The organism is Bordetella tumulicola, from assembly GCF_054779135.1.
The window spans coordinates 493,729-511,255 of record NZ_BAAGYU010000011.1; the positions used below are offsets into that span (position 1 = coordinate 493,729).

The window sequence follows — 17,527 nt, forward strand, 5'->3', positions numbered from 1 at the left end:
AGGCGTCCCATTATGAGTGAATCGCTACCGATGTACGAAGTGTATGCGCTGCGTTATGCGCGTATGACCCGCCCGGCATCCCATAACTTCATCCTTCACGACGCCCATGATGGGACCGTGGATATGGATTTTTATGTCTGGTTGATCAAAGGGCAGGGCAGAACGATTTTGGTCGATACAGGATTTGGCGAGCGAGGCGCGACGCAGCGTGGTCGTCCGCTAGACTGTTGTCCAATTGACGCGCTCAAGCATTTGGGTATCGAGGCCGGTGAGATTCACGATGTGATCTTGACCCATTTACATTGGGATCATGCGGGCAATCTGGATAAGCTGCCCAATGCCATCTTCCATCTCCAGGAGACAGAGGCGGCGTTCGCGACAGGTCGATGCATGTGCCAGGCTGTGTTACGCAAGCCGTTTTCAGCCGACGATGTCTGCGATTTTGTGCGACGTTTGTACGAGGATCGCGTTGCGTTTCATGATGGAGACGATACGTTGTTTCCCGGGGTCGAGGTCTTGCATATCGGCGGCCACACCAAGGGCCTGCAGGCGGTTCGTGTCCATACGGCGCGCGGCTGGATCGTGCTGGCTTCCGATGCGGCGCACTATTACGACAACGCTACGTTGAAAATCCCGTTTCCGGTCGTGGTGGATGTCGAACAGATGCTGTTCGGCCACCAGCGCCTGCTTAAGCTGGCCGGCTCTGTGAGCCATTTTGTGCCGGGGCATGATCCTCTGGTGCTGCAGCGTTACCCCAATCTCCCTGACGTTCCCGTGCCCATTGCCGTCTTGCACGAGTCTCCGAACGCCTAGTTTCCTGATCAACAGGCGTACCCTCTACGGCTACGCTGCTCCTTACGATGGACGAATCGCATCATGCACGCTGCTTCGAATTTGCGGGCCCCCTCTTCCAGTCTGGCGTTGGGTCTGACGCGCTTTGCGCGCGGCCTGACCCTGGATGCGTTGCCAGACTCAGTACGCGAGAAATCGTTGCTGCACATTATCGATGCGATTGGGCTGGGTATTGCCGCGCATCAGTTTGATTTCTCGGGTCCGGGATTGGCCGGCATACGGGCGGCGGGCGCACCGGGCGAGGCGACGGTGATCGGTGGGGGGGCGGCATTGCAGGCCCGGGATGCGGCCATGGCGAATGGCTATTTGATGCACGGCCTGGATTTTGACGATACGCATCCGGGCGCGATTGTTCATCCGTCGGTGGCGTGTTTACCTGCGGCGTTGGCCCTGGGCGAGACGCTGAATCTGCGCTGGGGCGACGTGTTGGTCGCCTATGTGATCGGTATGGAGGCAGCTATCCGTCTGGGTCGATCGGTCAATGGCGGTTTTCACCATGGTGGATTTCATGCTACCGGCCTGGTGTCGCACTTTAGTTCGGCGCTCGTGGCCGGAAAATTGTTAGGATTGAGTGAAGAGGCGCTAGTGGCCGCTCAGGGGATCGCCGCCAGTACCGCGGCGGGCCTACAGGTTTTTCTGGAAGACGGTGCCTGGACAAAGCGGTTGCATCCGGGGTGGGGAGCATTCTCCGGGATTACCGCAGCGCAGATGGCCAACGCCGGATTTCATGGTCCACGTAGGCCCTATGAGGGAAAATTCGGCTTGTACGAAAGCCACATGCAAGACCGCGCCGATCAGGTGGACGCGGACTCCGTGATTGCGGCGCTGGGCCATGAATGGACGTTGCTGGAAACATCGATCAAGCCCTATCCCGTATGCCATTTCATCCATGGTTGTGCAGAGGCCGCGCTGCGTATTCGCGATCGGATCGGCGAGCATGCCGAGATTCGTGCCATTGAATGCGAATTGCCTGCGGCCACCTTGCCGATTGTGGCGGAACCGGTCCATATCAAATTGAATCCGCGCAGCGACTATGACGCAAAATTCAGTGCGCAGTTTGTCGTGGCGGCGTGCCTGGTACGGGGTCGCTTTACTTTGCATGAATTGCATTCGGACCAATTGACTGCCCCGGATATTTTGGCGTTGGCAGCACGCAGCACATGCCGCGCACAGGAAGAAACCGCTTTTCCCAAATATTTTTCGGGTGCAGTGACCGTGACCATGCAAGACGGCACATCTGTGCATGAGGCGGTGCCGGTGAATTTGGGAAGCGGCGAGCGTGCATTGGGTCAGGCTGATATTGTTCAGAAGTTCACGGCGAACGCCAGTCTGACGTTACCGCCAGTACGGACGGCCTTGATTCTGGATGCGTTCCTGTCGGCCGACGCATCGACACCTGTACGCGATTTGATGAAACTGTTAGGCTGAAGATCTTCATTACAGAAAAAAAACACACTATGGATATGCGCCAACTGCGCTATTTCGTCACGGTTGCGGAGGAGCTTAGTTTTCGGCGCGCCGCCGAACGTCTGCATATCTCGCAGCCCCCATTGTCGCTACACATCAAGACACTGGAGGATGAGATAGGCGTGCAGCTTTTGCACCGCACGCGTCGCGAAGTCAAGCTGACGGAATCGGGACAGGCGTTTCTGCGTGAAACGCGGGTTTTGCTGGACCAGATGCAACTGGCGGTGAACGCCGCGGTGCGTGCGGAACAGTCAGACGTTGGCGTATTGCGAGTCGGATTGGCGACGTCGGCGCTTTTTCATGTGATGTCGCAGGTCAAGCGACTGATCGAGACACGATTTCCGCAAGTGACCTTGTCGATGGTGGATATGGCGTCGGCGGATCAGGTCAAAGAGGTGTCTCTCGGTCTGCTGGATCTGGGGATCGTGCATGCACGATCCGTCCGCTCGGAGGTGCAGCGTCAGTTGATCTATCAGGAGCCCCTGGTTGCTGTATTGCCCAGTCAACATGCATTGGCGCATACGCCCGGCTTTAAGCTCGCCATGCTGGCCGACGAGCCTATGGTGGCGTTGCGACGCGACTGCGGGCCGGCGATCTATGATTCCATCGTGGCCTGTTGTCACGAGGCGGGATTCAGCCCCGACATCAAGCATATCGCACGCAGTCCGTTGACCATTTTTCAAATGGTCAAGTTGGGGCTGGGGGTCTCGATTGCGCCCGCCTCCTATGCCAACACCGGATTTTCCGGTGTGATCTTTCGAGAGTTTCCACAAACCGCGGGTCAAGTCCGCCTGGAGATGATCTGGAGCGACAAACACGCCAGCGATCTGACACGCAGGGTGGTCAGTGATGTGGTGCCGCGTCTGGCAATCGGCACCACACCGTAATCGACACGAGGTCGTTGTTCACACCTGAGCGGGCAAATCCACTTTGACGCGGCCGTCAATCAATTGAATGACGGCAGGGTGGTAGTTCTGCGCAAAACCCGCGTCGCGTGCTTGGCACATGACGTTGTAGGTATACGTGCCGATCCGTGGCACGAATGCGCCTTCTTTTGCCAGATCCAGAGCGAGCGCGCAGTCCTTGATCGCGTAGGTCATGGGAAAGGTTTTTTCCGGGAACGTATCTTTGGCGAGCGACTTCATCCCGTGGTTGCGTAATGCAAAACTGTCAGCGGATCCTTGGGACAGCAAGTCCAACAATTTATCGGCATCCATGCCCGCGCGCCGACCGATCGTGATGGCTTCGGATAGTGCGTTCACTGTCATGAACACCATATAGTTGTTCAGAATCTTGATGATTTGGCCATTGCCGATATCGCCACAATGCAAGACGTCAGAGCCCATGCACTGCAAATAGGGCCGAACGTGCTCGAAATCCGTCTCCGATCCGCCGACGCTGATGAATAGCTTGCCGTCAATGGCGGCCTGTTTGGTGCGGGCGACGGGCGCATCGACGAAATGGACGCCCGCGTCGTTGACGAGCTTGGCCAAGGCGCGTGTGCGCGCGACGTTACTCGTACTCATGTCGACGATCATCGCCGGTTTTCGTGGCGCGGCCAGAATGGCGTTGGCCACGGTTTCCACTTGGTCGATGGACGGCAACGATAGAAAGATGATGTCCGCTTTTCCAGCGACCTCGCCGACATCTTGGGCGACGCTGGCGCCATGAGATGATGCGTCTTGCAGGGCGGCTGCCGAGGTGTCGAAGACGACAACCGGCTTACCACCCTTTTTCAGCAGATTGGCGCACATGGGTCCGCCCATCACGCCCAGTCCAATAAAACCTAATGTGTTGATTTTCTGGTCACTCATGCCTGGCTCCTTCGTTATCAGGTACGGGGGTCTCGTTGCTTGCATTCTTGGTGTTGTCACGTGCTTTGATGATCTTGATGACTTTGTCGTAGGTCTGGTATTCGTTGGCCTGGAACGCGGTGAATTCCTCTGGTGTCGAACCGACGAGCATGAACGAAATAGCGTCCAGCCTGGCTTTGACCTCGGGGTCTTTCAATGCGGTTTTCGTTGCCTCGTAAACCTTTTGAATGGCTTGCTTAGGTGTGCCGGCGGGGGCCCAGATACCGTACCAGCTAGGCATGTCGAATCCCGCGTAGCCTGCCTCGGCGACGGTGGGCACGTCCGGGATGACCGGCACGCGCGTATTGCTGGTCACGGCCAGGACGCGGAGCTTTCCGCTTTTGACATGGGGATAGGCCGATGCCATGGGTTCAGTCATGGCCGTCACTTGTCCGCCGATCAAGTCGATGAGGGCAGGCCCGCCTCCCTTGTAGGGAATGATCTGCATGTTGATGTCCGCCTGATCGTTGACGAGCTCGCAGGCCAGGTGGCCCGCCGCGCCAAAGGCGGCGATGGCCCAGGTCAATTCGCCGGGCTTTTGTTTCGCGGCGGTCACGAGGTCTTTAAGTGTTCGGTACGGACTGTCTTGCCGCACCAGAATCAATTGAGGCTGTGCGCCGATTTCGGTGATGGGCGAGAAATCCTTGAGGGCGTCATAGGTCACGGTGTCCAGCAGCAACGGGTTGGCGACCTGCAGAGACGCATTGAGCAGCAACGTGTAGCCGTCTGGTTTGGATTCCTTGACGTATCGGGCGCCCAGAACGCTGCTGGCTCCTGGTTTGTTCTCGATGATGACAGGTTGGCCCAGTGATTCCTGCAATGATTTTCCCAGGCTGCGCGCGACGGTATCGACGGATCCGCCAGGCGGGAAGGGTACGACCAGGTGGATGGGGCGGGTTGGCCAGGCATCCGTGGTTTGCCCGGCGTGAACAATGCGGCCAATAGGCAGCGTTGCCGCGAGCGCCAGACCTGTCACCGTGGCTTTCAAGAGATGCCTGCGAACTATCGATCGTGGCGGTGCGGCCGGTTTTAGCGTTTTCAAGTTGTCTCCTTTGGACGAGTGGCTTGAGCTCGATTGGCTCAGGTCCGGATAGCGAAGGGGTCGCGGACCTCTTCGGAAAAATCGATCATGACGTTGCGTGTGGTCAGATATTCGCGTAGCCCGGCTTCGCCGCGTTCGCGGCCAATGCCGGATTGTTTAAAGCCGCCGAAGGGGACTTGTGCGGCGATCGCGCGATAGGTGTTCACCCAGACAGAGCCCGCCTGCATGGCGCGAGAAACGCGTAGCGCGCGTCCCAGGTCCCGAGTCCAGAGTCCGGCTGCCAACCCGTAGCGAGTGCCATTGGCAATGCGGATGGCTTCGTCTTCGGTGTCAAAGGGAATGACGGCCAACACCGGGCCGAAGATTTCTTCCTGAGCCAAGTGGCTGTCGGGAGCGACATTCGCAAAAATAGTGGGTTCTATGAAATAGCCGGACTCAAGACCGCTGCCTTGTGCGCGTTTGCCCCCGGTCATCAGTTGGGCGCCCGCTTGGGTCGCCGCCTCGATGGTGGCCAGGATCCGGTCAAATTGCGGCTTGTTGGCCACGGTGCCCATCTCGGTGCCGGTGTCGAGCGGATTGCCCATGTTGATGCCGCGTGCGCGTTCGATCAGGGGCGTCAACACTTGTTCGAGGACATTGCGTTGGACCAGTAGTCGCGAACCGGCCACGCATGTCTGGCCCGTTGCGCCAAAGATGCCGGCCAGGGCGCCGACAACCGCCTTCTTTAAATCTGCGTCGTCAAAAATGATGTTGGGAGACTTTCCGCCCAATTCGAGCTTGACGGGGGTCAAGCGGCGGCCCGCGAGCGAAGCGATTTCCGCACCCACGCCCGGGCTGCCGGTAAAGCTGATCAGCGAGACGTCGGGGTGATTCACCAGCGCCCGGCCCGTATCGGCGCCCCCCGTAACCACGTTGAATACGCCGTCAGGAAAGCCCGCGGCATGCACGAGTTGGGCGAATTCCAGCGTCGATGCCGAGGCATGTTCACTGGGCTTGACGACGACGCAATTGCCCGCGGCGAACGCGGGCGCCAATTTATTGGCCAGTAACGCCAGCGGGGAATTCCAGGCCGTGATCAGCGCGACGACGCCATAGGGTTCCAGACTGAGATAGTCCAGCGTATCGGGCTGATCCAGTGGGATCTGCTGTCCGTATAGTTTGTCCGCATAGCCCGCGTAATAACGTAGCTGGCGACCTACCCATATCATCTGCGGGCGGGTTTCGCGTACGATTTTGCCGTTATCTGTAGTTTCAATACGAGAAATCCGATCGGCATTTTGCTCGATGAGTTCCGCCAGGCGCAGCATGAGCTGGGCACGTTTGATGCCAGGGGTGGCGCGCCATGTCGTGTCAAAGGCTTGTTGCGCAGCGGTGACGGCGAGCGCGACGTCCTGTTCGCAGGCGTCGGGAATTTCGGCCCATGCATCGCCGGTATAGGGGTTGTAGGTCGGAAACGTGCGGCCCTGACTGGGCGGTACGTTTTGGCCATTGATGAACAAGTCATAGTGCTGCATCCGGGTTGTCTCCACCTTGAGGCATGAATCAAGTCATGCACCAAGTGTGGAATCACCCGTCGGAGGCGTCCAATACCGAATTACGATTTCTGTGATAGCAAAGGGTTGATACAGCTCCTGTTACAAAACTTATCGGGCTTGTCACGATATGCAGGGTATGCTGGCCTTAGAGAGGGCCTTCGAGTGCATCAGAACAATTCGGTTTATAAGGGATATCGGTTGACCGCCAAAGTCATCCGGGGCGTCCAAGACAACGCGGCAAACGGGTCGGGTTCACCTGTCTTTACTGCATCGGTATTTGTGGTGCAGGCTGACTCAGTCCAGGAAACCGGTGATGAATATGCGGTACCCACTTTTGCGGAGGGCAGTTTTGTATTCAGTCCGCGCGAAGCCGTCCATCAGGCGATCAGTCATGGACGCGCTATCGTCGATGCCCTGACTGGAGTGGAAGGATAGGGTTTGCGTGGTCGAGTGCCGGATTTGGCGGCCTGTCTTGGCCGCATATCTTAGTTAGCGAAATCCTTAGTTAGCGAAGATCTCGCTCCAACTGCGAGCCTTGCCTAGCGGCCGGACGATGGCCGATTGCTCCAGGATGGAGACGGCCTTGTTGAATTCCTCGGCGGCGGCGCCGTCTTCGAGGATCACCAGCCGACTATTTTCAGCGTCGACCATTTTGACATCCGACATCTTGCCGTGGGTTTGATAGACCTGCGTCCAGTCGATTTTCTTGCCTGCCTTGAGGGCGATTGGCTCGATAAAGGTCAGGGATGCTCCGGCAGCACTGCGTACGGCATAAGCAAACTCGGCCGTGTGGCCGCTGCTGCTGCTGGCTTTGGCGCCTTGCATCAGGCGGTCGGCGCCAACCGCTTCGGCCAGGGTGCGGCCAACTTCCGCGCGAAATCGCAACCGGCTGAATTTCGGCATCCACTGTCCGCATTGAAAGGTGAGGGCCGTAGTGAGCTTGATGGCATCCCACAGGGCATCCTGCAATTGCGCCAGCGGGCCCGAGGCGGTGATGGCGCCGCTATGGTCGAAGCCGGCAACGCTGAGGCCCGGCGTTTGATTCAATTGATCCAGGCGTTTGGCGTTGAGATCAACACCATAGGTCGCGGCGTGCATCGCGGCTTCGCCGGCATCGGTCAGAAAGAACGATTCGTCGTCGGGATGCGCGATGAGGAAGGAGGCATGTTGGCCGTCCAGTCCCATGGCAACGGGAGTGATCGCGCGTATGGCGCGTTCACCGGCGGGCACGATAGTCCAGCCGGCAGGGGGTAAAAACGCGGTCATATGAGAAATTCGATTTGGCGTCCCTTCAGGGGATGGGCAAAGCCTCCCGCCAGGGTCAGGTTAGCGCGTTGGAGAAAATAAGGAATCAAGGAGGCAATGTCGTTTAACGCGGTCTCGAGCGGCTCGGCGTAGCCTTCGCCCTCGTGGTGCCACTGATGCAAATGGGTGCGATGATTCAGCACGTTGCGATAGAACGGGAGGTCCTTGCCGGCCAGGTTCGTGTGGTAGGCATCGTTGGTATCGACGCCCAGTACACGGTGCGGTCCGACGAACAGGCTGGCCGAGCATGCCTCGGTCACCGTCATGATGGCTTGACCATGAACGGCAGTGCGTGCCGGGCGATACAGTGCGCGAAAAATGATGTCGTCGCGTGTCTCGCCGCGCAGACGGCAGGACGAGACGTACTCCATCCATTGGGCTTGTCCGGGCGACGGGCGAGGCGCCCAGGTCACCGCTTTGGCGGTTTCCTTGGGCTCTGCCAGGATTTCGCGGACTTCCGCCGGGGTAATGAGGGGGGCTTGCTTAGTGGCCATGCACCGGTAGTGGCTGTGTTGTTCAGATGGCGCGCCAACGTGGCGCACCAAGAGGGCCGTAATATTACAAGAACATGGCGATCCCGGCAGGCTGTGGGGGGTTAGAGGCTCTTACTCGAGAACGTATCGCATTGACGCAGGTCGCCGCTGTCCAGGCCGCGCTTGAACCACGTCACGCGTTGTGCCGACGAGCCATGCGTAAAGGCATCCGGCACTACGTGGCCCTGGCTTTTCTTTTGTAGTGTGTCGTCGCCAATGGCCGTGGCCGCGTTCAGGCCTTCTTCGATATCACCTTCTTCGAGGATGTTGCGCGCCTGGTCTGCCTGGCGCGCCCACAGGCCCGCGAAGCAGTCCGCCTGGAGTTCCATGCGTACCGACAAGGCATTGGCCTGGCCGGGGTTGCGTTGACGCAGTTGGTCGACCTGATCGGAAATTCCCAACAGGTGTTGGACGTGATGGCCGACTTCGTGGGCGATCACGTAGGCTTGGGCAAAGTCACCCGGCGCGTTCAATTGACGTGTCATTTCGTCGAAAAAACTTAAATCGATATAGACTTTGCTATCGCCGGGACAATAGAACGGCCCCATGGCGGCTTGGCCGGTGCCGCAGGCGGTTGGTGTTGCTCCCCGGAACAGGACCATTTTTGGGGCGACGTATTGGCGATTGAGGTTTTGCTGGAAAATCGTGCTCCAGACATCCTCTGTCTCGCCCAGGACTTTGGCGACAAAGCGGGTTTGCGGGTCGTCCGCAGGAGGCTGCGTTGAGGTTTGTTGTTGTTGGACTGGCGCTGTGCCGTCGGCCATTTGCAGTACGACCGAAGGATCTACCCCAAAATAAATGGCGACCAGAGCCAGTACGATAGTGCCGATACCGATAGAGCCGCGGCGCCCTCCGAAACGGGGGCCGCTCGAACGGCGATCTTCGATATTTTTACTTTCCCGCGAATCGTCCATGCGCATGTTGTTTCTCCTGAGCGAGCGCTAAGGATGCTAGGATAAACCTATGGCACTATTTTTATCTATTCATCCTGACAATCCGCAACCGCGCCTGCTCAAGCAGGCCGCGCAGTGGCTCAATGAAGGCGGGCTGGTGGCGGTACCTACCGACTCTAGCTATGCAGTGGTTGCCCACCTTGATGACAAGACGGCGGCCGATGCACTGCGCCGGTTGCGCGGGTTGGATGAGCGTCACCATTTGACACTCTTATGTCGTGATCTGGCGGAAATTGGCCATTTTGCGCGCGTTGACAACCGCCAGTACCGGCTGCTCAAGGTCGCGACACCCGGTCCCTGGACTTTCATTCTCGAGGCGACGCGCGAAGTGCCACGCCGGGTCTCTCACCCGTCTCGCAAAACCATCGGTATCCGGGTGCCGGAGCACGCCGTGACGCTGGCCTTGCTGGAGCAGGTCGGTGCGCCGTTGCTATCGACGACGCTGATTCCCCAGGATGAAGACGAGGCGCTCAACGATGCCGAGGAAATTCGCGAGCGTTACGCCCACGAATTGGCCGCGGTCATCGACGCGGGCGCCTGCTTGCAATCTCCGACCACGGTCATTGATTTGACCGGCGACGAGCCCACTGTGCTGCGCCGTGGCCGGGGTGACCCCGCTACGCTGGGCCTGGCCTGATCTAGATAGCTCAAACACGGCGCCTCATGTCCGATCTTATTCAGTCTCTCGCGATCTACGCGATTCCCGTCATTTTTGCGATCACCCTGCACGAAGCCGCCCACGGTTACGTGGCGCGGATGTTCGGTGACCCCACGGCCGAGCAGGCCGGTCGCATTACGCTGAACCCCATACGGCACATTGATCCCGTTGGCACCATTCTGGTTCCGGTCGCGATCCTGCTGATGTCCAAGTTGATGGGCGGGCCGGGTATGTTGTTTGGTTGGGCCAAACCGGTGCCCGTTGATTTCGGGCGTCTGCGCCGGCCCAAGCAGGACATGCTATGGGTCGCCCTGGCCGGTCCCGCCGCCAATTTGTTGATGGCCATTTTGTGGGTCATCTCCATGCGCCTGTTCCTGGCCGCCGGTATTGAGGAAGGTTATTGGTATCAGGTAGGTATGGCGGGCATCAACGTCAATCTGGTACTGATGGCACTGAATCTGTTGCCTATCCTGCCGCTGGATGGCGGGCGCGTCGTATTCAGTCTGCTGCCCAATCGCTGGGCGTGGCAATACGGGCGGATAGAGCCCTACGGATTATTGATCGTGGTGGTGCTGCTGGCCACGGATGTGCTATGGACGCTGATGCGGCCTTTCATGGAATTGGGGACGGCTGTCGTATCTTGGTTCTTGTAATTGCCAATATTCCGGTAAACTCAACGGTTCGATTGATCCAGTTTCTTGTCCGGGGCATACCGCCCCGGGTCCGGAGCCCTTTTCATGGCATCCCCCGATTCCTCAATGATTACTTTTCAGGGCAGTATGGTGGCGCTGGCCACCCCTATGCAGCCCGATGGCAGCCTGGATTACCCGGCGTATCGGTCCCTGATCGATTGGCACGTTGCCGAAGGGACTAGCGCGCTGGTCGTGGTCGGCACCACGGGCGAGTCACCCACCGTGTCGATGGAAGAGCACGCCGAATTGATCCGGGTCGCCGTAGAGCACGCGGCCGGTCGCATCCCGGTGATCGCGGGCGTGGGGGCAAACTCCACCGACGAGGCGATTCATCTGGCCCGGCACGCCAAACGCGTGGGCGCGCAGGCGGGCCTGTCGGTCGTGCCGTACTACAACAAGCCATCTCAGGAAGGGCTCTACCAGCATTTTCGCGCCATTATCGAGGCGGTTGACCTGCCGACGGTGCTGTACAACGTGCCGGGCCGTACCGTGGCTGACATGAGTAACGAAACGGTGCTGCGTTTGGCGCAAATCCCGGGCATCATCGGCATCAAGGACGCCACCGGCGATATCGGCCGCGGGGCGTTGTTGCTGCGCGAGGCGCCTGCTGATTTTCAGATATTCAGCGGGGATGATCCCACGGCGGCCGCGCTCATTCTGCTGGGCGCGCGAGGCAATATTTCCGTGACTGCCAATGTCGCTCCCCGGCTCATGAATGATCTCTGTACCGCTGCCCTGGCGGGCGATGTACCCAAGGTGCGTGAACTTAACGCATACCTGGCTCGTCTTAACAAAGCCTTGTTTGTCGAGGCCAATCCTATTCCTGTGAAATGGGCGCTTGCCCAGATGGGCCGTACTGCGTTGGGTTACCGGTTACCGCTGGTAGCGCTTGGCGCGCAGCATCATGATACGGTTCGCCTCGCACTCCAGGAAACGGGTCTGCTCTAAATTAAGTGAGGATGCGTATGAACCAACGTCATGCCGCTGCGTCGGCATTGATGGCTCTGGCATTGCTGGCGGGTTGCAGCGATGTGAATGAATTTCTCGGCAACGAAGATTCGGTCGACTACAAAAGCACGCGACGCGGCGAGCCGCTGAGCATTCCCCCCGATTTGACTCAAGCGTCTAGCGATCCCCGTTATCGTGCCCCCTCATCGGGCAGCACGACATTTTCGGAGTATCAACAGCAGGGTCAGCAGCAGGTGGCAAGCTCGTCGCAGACCAGCAACGTGCTGCCACAGCGCGACGACATGCGTGTCGAGCGTGATGGGGATTTGCGCTGGCTGGTGGTTGATCGCGCTCCCGAAGACGTCTTCCCCAAAGTCGTCGACTTCTGGACAGATACGGGCTTTAGCGTCGCGACCAATGACCCCAAGGCGGGCCTGATCGTGACCAATTGGGCGGAAAACCGCGCCAAAATCCCCGAAAGCTGGCTACGTCAGGCGCTGGGTGCCGTGCTGGACTCGGTGTGGGATAGCGGCGAACGCGAGAAGTTCCGAACGCGTCTCGAGCGCGTCAATGGACGCACCGAGATTTATATCTCGCATGAGCAAATGCTCGAGAAGCGCGTTGGGGCTGACGAGGGTCAGGTTCAGTGGGAGCACGGCAAAGAAGACCCAGGTCTGAATGCCGCGATGCTGGCTCGCCTGATGGTGTATCTGGGTACCGACGTCGACAGTGCCCGCAAGCTCGTGGCACAGGCCGAGGCTTCGCCTCAGTCGCCGGTGATTCAACAGGACGTGCGCGCCGATGGTGCCATGCTCATCGTTGACGAGTCGTTTGATCGCGCTTGGCGCCGCGTGGGCGTTGCCCTGGACTCGGGTGGCTTCGCTGTCGATGATCGCGATCGCTCCGCAGGTGACTATTTCGTGCGCTATGTGGATACGGATACCGGCGCTCAGCAAGAGGAACCGGGCTTTTTCAGCCGGATGTTCTCGGGCGACAAACCGGCCCAGGCGACGCAATACCGCGTCCATCTGTCCGAATCCGGTGGACAAACCCAGGTCACGGTGCTTAATGCCAACGGTCAGCGTGATAGCAGTTCGACGGCACAGCGCATGTTGGGCGTCCTGAAGGACAAGATGCTCTGATTTCCAGAAGCGTCATCTGCAAATAAAAAGGGCTGCGACATTTGTCGCAGCCCTTTTTATTTGCCCCTGGGGCATGGCGCCCCAGGGGACTGATCGAATGCTATTACGATCCCGGCGTCGTGCTACCGCCCGGAGCGGGCGTGCCCGACTCGGGAGCCGGCGCAGGCGTGCTGGAGCTATCAGGCATCGTCGGTGCAGGCGTAGGCTCGGTGGGAGCCGGGGTAGCCGGTGCCGGCGTCGAGGTCGAGGGCTCGGAGCCCGGTGCTGCGGTGTCTTCTTTCTTGTCGCAAGCGGTCAGCGCGACGGCGAGTACCGAAGCAAGAATCAAGGTTTTGCTGATCATATTCAGACTCCTGTGAAATGACGATGATGCGGACCCTACTGGGAAACCAGAATCCCATTAGGGGAAACCAGTAGTCAGGCTACAGGAATCAGGCTGCCACTTGAGTGTGAAAATTAAAGCGGTAGCATCTAAAACGTAACAATCCTTACTAATACGTGTAGGATATTTCTTGATGTGTCAAAAATGCCGGCGCCTTGGTTTTACGAACGAAACGGATACGATTTGATGTTGGTCTGGCGCAAAAGCAGGCCCTTTACTCTGTACGGCAGTGCCGTTCGTTAAACGGCCTGTTTTGATCGGGGCTTTACCGCTGGTTGGGCCGGTAATGCAGCCAACCTGCGTCCAGCCAATCTGTCAGGCACTCGCGGGTCTCGTCATCGAGTCGGCGGCAGCGAGAATCACCACATTGCAATCGACGGTCATCGGCCAGAGCGCGTAACGCAGGATGTGCGACGACGGTAGCGGTTTCGCCATTGATGAATAGTTGCCGGCCGCGATACAGCATGCGAGTGCGGCGATCCAGTTCCAGGTAGCCGTTCTCGGGCCAGTCCGTGACCAGGTCGACGATATCGTCTGCCGAGGGATCAAAGACGCTCAGATTACTTGGCTCGGTCAGCCAGCATCCCAGAAAGCGCGATGCGAGTGCGTCATCGAAACGTACTTTGGCCAATGTGTCCAGCGTGGCTTGCACCAATCCGTCGGGTAATGCGGCGGGCGTTTTCACGGCGGGTTGACCGGGGTCGCGATAGACGGCGTCCAGTCGCGGGCCGGGCAGCGCGGGTTCGCCGTAGGGGCCGCCGAGCAGGCCCACGCGCGCCATGGCTTGGTCGGCCGCAGCCTCGAGCAGTCCGCGGGCCAGGATGGCTTGCGTCGGTGCACGAAAGCCAATCGAGATCGTCATGCAGTCGCCGCCAATGGCAATGCCGTCATGCGCCACTTGGGGCGGCAGATACAGCATGTCGCCGGGTTCAAGAATAACGTCCTCTTCGGGGGTGAAGTTCTCGAGGATTTTCAGGGGCAGGCCGGCCTGCAGGGTCAGGTCTTTTTGGCGACCATATCGCCAGCGACGACGTCCTGATGCCTGTAGCAAAAACACATCGTAGCTGTCGAAATGCGGACCTACGCCACCGCCGTCCGAGGCCACGCTGATCATCACATCGTCCAGGCGCGCGTCGGGGATAAATCGAAACGCCTGCAAGAGCGCTGAGGCGGCATCGTCGTGCAGATCGACGCTTTGCACCAGCAGCGTCCAGTCGGGCTCGGCAACTTTGGGCAGACGGGCAAAGGGCCCGTCCTCCATTTGCCACACGCCCTGTTCACGCCAGATCAGGCGAGATTGCACATCGTCGCGACGAGACAGTTTCTTGACATTGGCAATGCTGATCGGTGGCTTGAAATGGGGAATAGCCTGGCGTATCAGCAGTGGTTTGCGCTGCCAATAGCGACGCATAAAGTCAGACGCGCTGAGGCCGCCCAGCAGGGTCAAGGGTTCGTCGATATTCATGGCAGGCAGGCTTTCAGGCGATAAAGAGCTTCCAACGCTTCGCGCGGCGTCAGGCTGTCGGGGTCAATATGGGTAAGTTCGTCGCGCAGGGTATCCAGGGCGGCCGAGGTTTCGGATTGGTCGCTCGCTGCGCTGGCTTGCGCATCGGCATCGAGCGCGGCTGCAAATAGACCCAGTTGCGGTGTGGGGGCACCCTGCGCTTCCAGGCGCTCGAGTTCACGCGAGGCGTGGCGGATGACAGCGGCGGGGATCCCTGCACGCTGTGCGACTTGTATTCCATAGCTGCGGCTGGCGGGGCCCTCGTGGACTTCGTGCAAAAACACGATGCCGCCAGCCGATTCGGCCGCGGCCAAGTGCACGTTAGCGGCGGTGGGCTGCTCGGCGGGTAAACGTGTCAATTCAAAGTAATGCGTCGCAAATAGCGTCAGCGCCTGGTTGTGCGTGATCAGACGCAGGGCGATGGCCCAGGCAAGCGCCAGACCGTCATAGGTCGATGTGCCTCGGCCGATCTCGTCCATGAGAACCAAACTGTGCGGTGTGCTCGCCGCCAATATCGCAGCTGCCTCCGTCATTTCCATCATGAAGGTCGAACGCCCGCCCGCCAGATCGTCAGCCGCGCCGATACGCGTAAAGATGCGGTCCAGTTTGCCGATCGTGGCGCGTTGCGCGGGAACAAAGCTACCTGTGCGCGCCAACAGCGCAATCAAGGCTATCTGTCGCATATAGGTCGATTTACCGCCCATGTTGGGACCGGTAATCAACAGCATGCGACGCGTCGCATTCAGCGAGCAACTATTGGGCGTAAAGCGCTCAATCGTGTGCTCGACGACGGGATGACGGCCGGCCTCGATGTCGATATCCGCTTGTTCGGTGAGTTCGGGGGCGACCCAGCCGTGGCGACGCGCATGCTCGGCCAGCGCGGCCAGCGTATCCAGTTCGGCCAAGGCGCCAGCACAATCCGACAGCGGGCGTACGTATTCAGCCAGCACGTCCAGGATTTGCTCGTATAGCCATTTTTCGCGTGCAAGCGAGCGATCTTGCGCCGACAACACCTTGTCTTCCCATGATTTCAGTTCGGGCGTGATGTAGCGCTCGGCATTTTTGAGGGTTTGACGGCGACGGTAATCTTCGGGCACTTTGTCCACTTGGCCCTTGGTGACCTCAATGTAGAAACCATGCACGCGATTGAATTCGACGCGCAGATTACTGATGCCGGTGCGTTCGCGTTCGCGGGCTTCAAGCTGCACGAGAAAGTCGCCGCCATCGGCGGCCAGCGCCCGCAACTCATCCAGATCTGCATCAAAGCCCGTGGCGATCACGCCGCCATCGCGTATCGCGACGGCGGGCTCTTGGGCAATGGCTCGACCGAGCAGGTCCGCGATTTCAGGCGGCAGCGACAAATACGCGGCCAGATCCGCCAGACGCGGTGTACCTGCCATGGGGAGGATCAATTCGCGCAACGCGGGCAGGGCAGCCAATGCGTCTCGCAGGCTGGCCAGTTCGCGAGGGCGCACCGATCGCAGGGCCAAACGTGAGGCAATGCGTTCGACGTCTGGGAAAGCGTCCAGGGCGTCGCGTAGGGTCTCCAGCAAGTCTGCCGCACCGAAGGTTTGTGCGACATCCGGCTGGCCGGCCAGCAGGGCGGTGATGGCCTGTTGCCGTGCTTGTGCCGGCGCGTTGTCGCGCAGTGGATGATGCAGCCAGCGCCGCAGCAGGCGACTGCCCATCGGCGTTTGGCAAGCGTCGAGTAACGAAAACAGAGTGGGCGATTCCTCGCCGCTCAGTGTTTGCGTGAGTTCCAGATTGCGGCGCGTGACGGGGTCCATCAGCACATACTGGCCGGGCCGGTCGACTGCGATACTTTGCACATGCGCCAGTGCCTGCGATTGTGTGCGTGCGGCATAGCGCAGCAACGCACCGGCGGCGCAAATGGCCGCGGGCATGTCGTCCACATCAAAGCCCGACAAGGTATCGGTCTTGAAATGGGCCAATAGATGGGCGCGTGCGCCATCGCTTTCAAAATGCCAATCGGGGACGCGCGTGCGTGCGCCATCGAACGCCAGTGGCAGCTCGGCGCTGTCGGCGTAGACCAATTCGGCGGGGGCGACACGATGCAGTTCGGATTCGATCTGGGCGGGGGCGCATTCGGTCACGCGGAACTCGCCGCTCGCCAGATTCAGCCAGGCCAGGCCCGCCCGCTGATTACGCGCCTTGCCGCTAATGCATACCGCCGCGAGCGCACGATCGGCCTTGGCGGGCAGCAGGGCCTCGTCGGTCAGCGTGCCCGGGGTCACGATGCGCACGATGCGACGCTCGACCGGACCCTTGGCGGCGGCCGGGTCACCGATCTGCTCGCAGATAGCGACGGATTCGCCTTGGGCGACCAGGCGTGCCAGGTATTGCTCCATGGCGTGCACGGGCAGACCCGCCATCGGAATGGGGGTGCCGTTCGATGTGCCTCGCTTGGTCAGTGTCAGGCCCAACAAGCGAGCCCCGCGTTCGGCGTCTTCGTAGAACATCTCATAGAAGTCGCCCATACGATAAAACAGCAGCAAGGGCCCCGCCTCGGCTTTAAGGCGAAGATATTGCTGCATCATCGGGGTGTGGCCGGGCAGTGCGTCGGCGGCGGATTTTTTTGTGGCGGAACTCATGCCGTCATTGTATCGGGAGGGCGAGCGGGTGTGGCGTCGGTAGCGTTTT

General features: G+C 59.6%; 17 protein-coding genes. 8 read left to right on the forward strand and 9 right to left on the reverse strand.

Going from position 1 to position 17,527, the window contains the following annotated elements; all coding sequences use genetic code 11:
• Nucleotides 1-12: 12 nt before the first annotated feature.
• The 3 genes from ACYVDM_RS24500 (at nt 13) to ACYVDM_RS24510 (ending at nt 3,206) form a co-directional block, all read left to right on the forward strand.
• Complete coding sequence (locus tag ACYVDM_RS24500) at nt 13-813, forward strand: N-acyl homoserine lactonase family protein (protein ID WP_415792580.1); 801 nt, start codon at nt 13-15, stop codon at nt 811-813.
• A gap of 63 nt (nt 814-876) precedes the next feature.
• Nucleotides 877-2,280, forward strand: a complete 1,404-nt coding sequence (locus ACYVDM_RS24505) for an MmgE/PrpD family protein (protein WP_415792581.1) — start codon at nt 877-879, stop codon at nt 2,278-2,280.
• A 29-nt stretch (nt 2,281-2,309) separates the two neighbouring features.
• Nucleotides 2,310-3,206 carry a LysR family transcriptional regulator gene (locus ACYVDM_RS24510; protein ID WP_415792582.1) on the forward strand — a complete coding sequence of 299 codons (897 nt, stop codon included), beginning with the start codon at nt 2,310-2,312 and terminating at the stop codon, nt 3,204-3,206.
• Nucleotides 3,207-3,224: 18 nt separating this feature from the next.
• Here ACYVDM_RS24510 and ACYVDM_RS24515 read toward each other — a convergent pair whose 3' ends face one another.
• The 3 genes from ACYVDM_RS24515 to ACYVDM_RS24525 are packed head-to-tail and all read right to left on the reverse strand — an operon-like array spanning nt 3,225 to nt 6,728.
• Nucleotides 3,225-4,133: an NAD(P)-dependent oxidoreductase gene (locus tag ACYVDM_RS24515; RefSeq protein WP_415792583.1), complete on the reverse strand. Its 909-nt coding sequence runs from the start codon at nt 4,131-4,133 to the stop codon at nt 3,225-3,227.
• The gene (locus ACYVDM_RS24520) at nt 4,126-5,214 is read right to left on the reverse strand and encodes a Bug family tripartite tricarboxylate transporter substrate binding protein (RefSeq protein WP_415792584.1); all 1,089 of its coding nucleotides are present in this window, start codon (nt 5,212-5,214) and stop codon (nt 4,126-4,128) included. Before ACYVDM_RS24520 ends, ACYVDM_RS24515 begins: the two co-directional genes overlap by 8 nt.
• 38 nt (nt 5,215-5,252) lie before the next feature.
• Nucleotides 5,253-6,728 (reverse strand): aldehyde dehydrogenase, encoded by a 1,476-nt coding sequence (locus tag ACYVDM_RS24525; RefSeq protein ID WP_415792585.1) that lies wholly within the window; start codon nt 6,726-6,728, stop codon nt 5,253-5,255.
• Nucleotides 6,729-6,911: 183 nt separating this feature from the next.
• On the opposite strand from ACYVDM_RS24525, the gene ACYVDM_RS24530 reads away from it, so the two are divergent.
• Complete coding sequence (locus ACYVDM_RS24530; protein ID WP_415792586.1) at nt 6,912-7,184, forward strand: hypothetical protein; 273 nt, start codon at nt 6,912-6,914, stop codon at nt 7,182-7,184.
• A 66-nt stretch (nt 7,185-7,250) separates the two neighbouring features.
• Here the strand turns inward: ACYVDM_RS24530 and ACYVDM_RS24535 are convergent, their stop codons facing one another.
• The 3 genes from ACYVDM_RS24535 to ypfJ all read right to left on the reverse strand — a co-directional run bounded on the left by ACYVDM_RS24535 (nt 7,251) and on the right by ypfJ (nt 9,507).
• Complete coding sequence (locus ACYVDM_RS24535; protein ID WP_415792587.1) at nt 7,251-8,015, reverse strand: DUF1828 domain-containing protein; 765 nt, start codon at nt 8,013-8,015, stop codon at nt 7,251-7,253.
• Complete coding sequence (locus tag ACYVDM_RS24540; RefSeq protein WP_415792588.1) at nt 8,012-8,548, reverse strand: hypothetical protein; 537 nt, start codon at nt 8,546-8,548, stop codon at nt 8,012-8,014. Before ACYVDM_RS24540 ends, ACYVDM_RS24535 begins: the two co-directional genes overlap by 4 nt.
• A gap of 101 nt (nt 8,549-8,649) precedes the next feature.
• A complete protein-coding gene (gene ypfJ, locus ACYVDM_RS24545; protein WP_415792589.1) occupies nt 8,650-9,507 on the reverse strand; it encodes a KPN_02809 family neutral zinc metallopeptidase in 858 nt (285 codons plus the stop codon).
• Nucleotides 9,508-9,550: 43 nt separating this feature from the next.
• Here ypfJ and ACYVDM_RS24550 point away from each other — a divergent pair, with 43 nt between their 5' ends.
• From ACYVDM_RS24550 to bamC, 4 genes are all read left to right on the forward strand, one after another.
• Complete coding sequence (locus tag ACYVDM_RS24550) at nt 9,551-10,177, forward strand: L-threonylcarbamoyladenylate synthase (protein ID WP_415792590.1); 627 nt, start codon at nt 9,551-9,553, stop codon at nt 10,175-10,177.
• Between the two features lie 26 nt (nt 10,178-10,203).
• Nucleotides 10,204-10,851 carry a site-2 protease family protein gene (locus ACYVDM_RS24555; protein WP_415792591.1) on the forward strand — a complete coding sequence of 216 codons (648 nt, stop codon included), beginning with the start codon at nt 10,204-10,206 and terminating at the stop codon, nt 10,849-10,851.
• Nucleotides 10,852-10,935: 84 nt separating this feature from the next.
• Nucleotides 10,936-11,838: a 4-hydroxy-tetrahydrodipicolinate synthase gene (gene dapA, locus ACYVDM_RS24560; RefSeq protein WP_415792592.1), complete on the forward strand. Its 903-nt coding sequence runs from the start codon at nt 10,936-10,938 to the stop codon at nt 11,836-11,838.
• 11 nt (nt 11,839-11,849) lie between these two features.
• On the forward strand, nt 11,850-12,980 hold the full coding sequence (gene bamC, locus ACYVDM_RS24565; RefSeq protein WP_415792593.1) for an outer membrane protein assembly factor BamC: 1,131 nt from the start codon (nt 11,850-11,852) through the stop codon (nt 12,978-12,980).
• Between the two features lie 103 nt (nt 12,981-13,083).
• Here the strand turns inward: bamC and ACYVDM_RS24570 are convergent, their stop codons facing one another.
• From ACYVDM_RS24570 to mutS, 3 genes are all read right to left on the reverse strand, one after another.
• On the reverse strand, nt 13,084-13,323 hold the full coding sequence (locus ACYVDM_RS24570; protein WP_415792594.1) for an endopeptidase: 240 nt from the start codon (nt 13,321-13,323) through the stop codon (nt 13,084-13,086).
• A gap of 304 nt (nt 13,324-13,627) precedes the next feature.
• Nucleotides 13,628-14,827 carry a JmjC domain-containing protein gene (locus tag ACYVDM_RS24575; RefSeq protein WP_415792595.1) on the reverse strand — a complete coding sequence of 400 codons (1,200 nt, stop codon included), beginning with the start codon at nt 14,825-14,827 and terminating at the stop codon, nt 13,628-13,630.
• Nucleotides 14,824-17,478, reverse strand: a complete 2,655-nt coding sequence (mutS, locus tag ACYVDM_RS24580) for a DNA mismatch repair protein MutS (protein ID WP_415792596.1) — start codon at nt 17,476-17,478, stop codon at nt 14,824-14,826. Before mutS ends, ACYVDM_RS24575 begins: the two co-directional genes overlap by 4 nt.
• Nucleotides 17,479-17,527 lie beyond the last annotated feature (49 nt).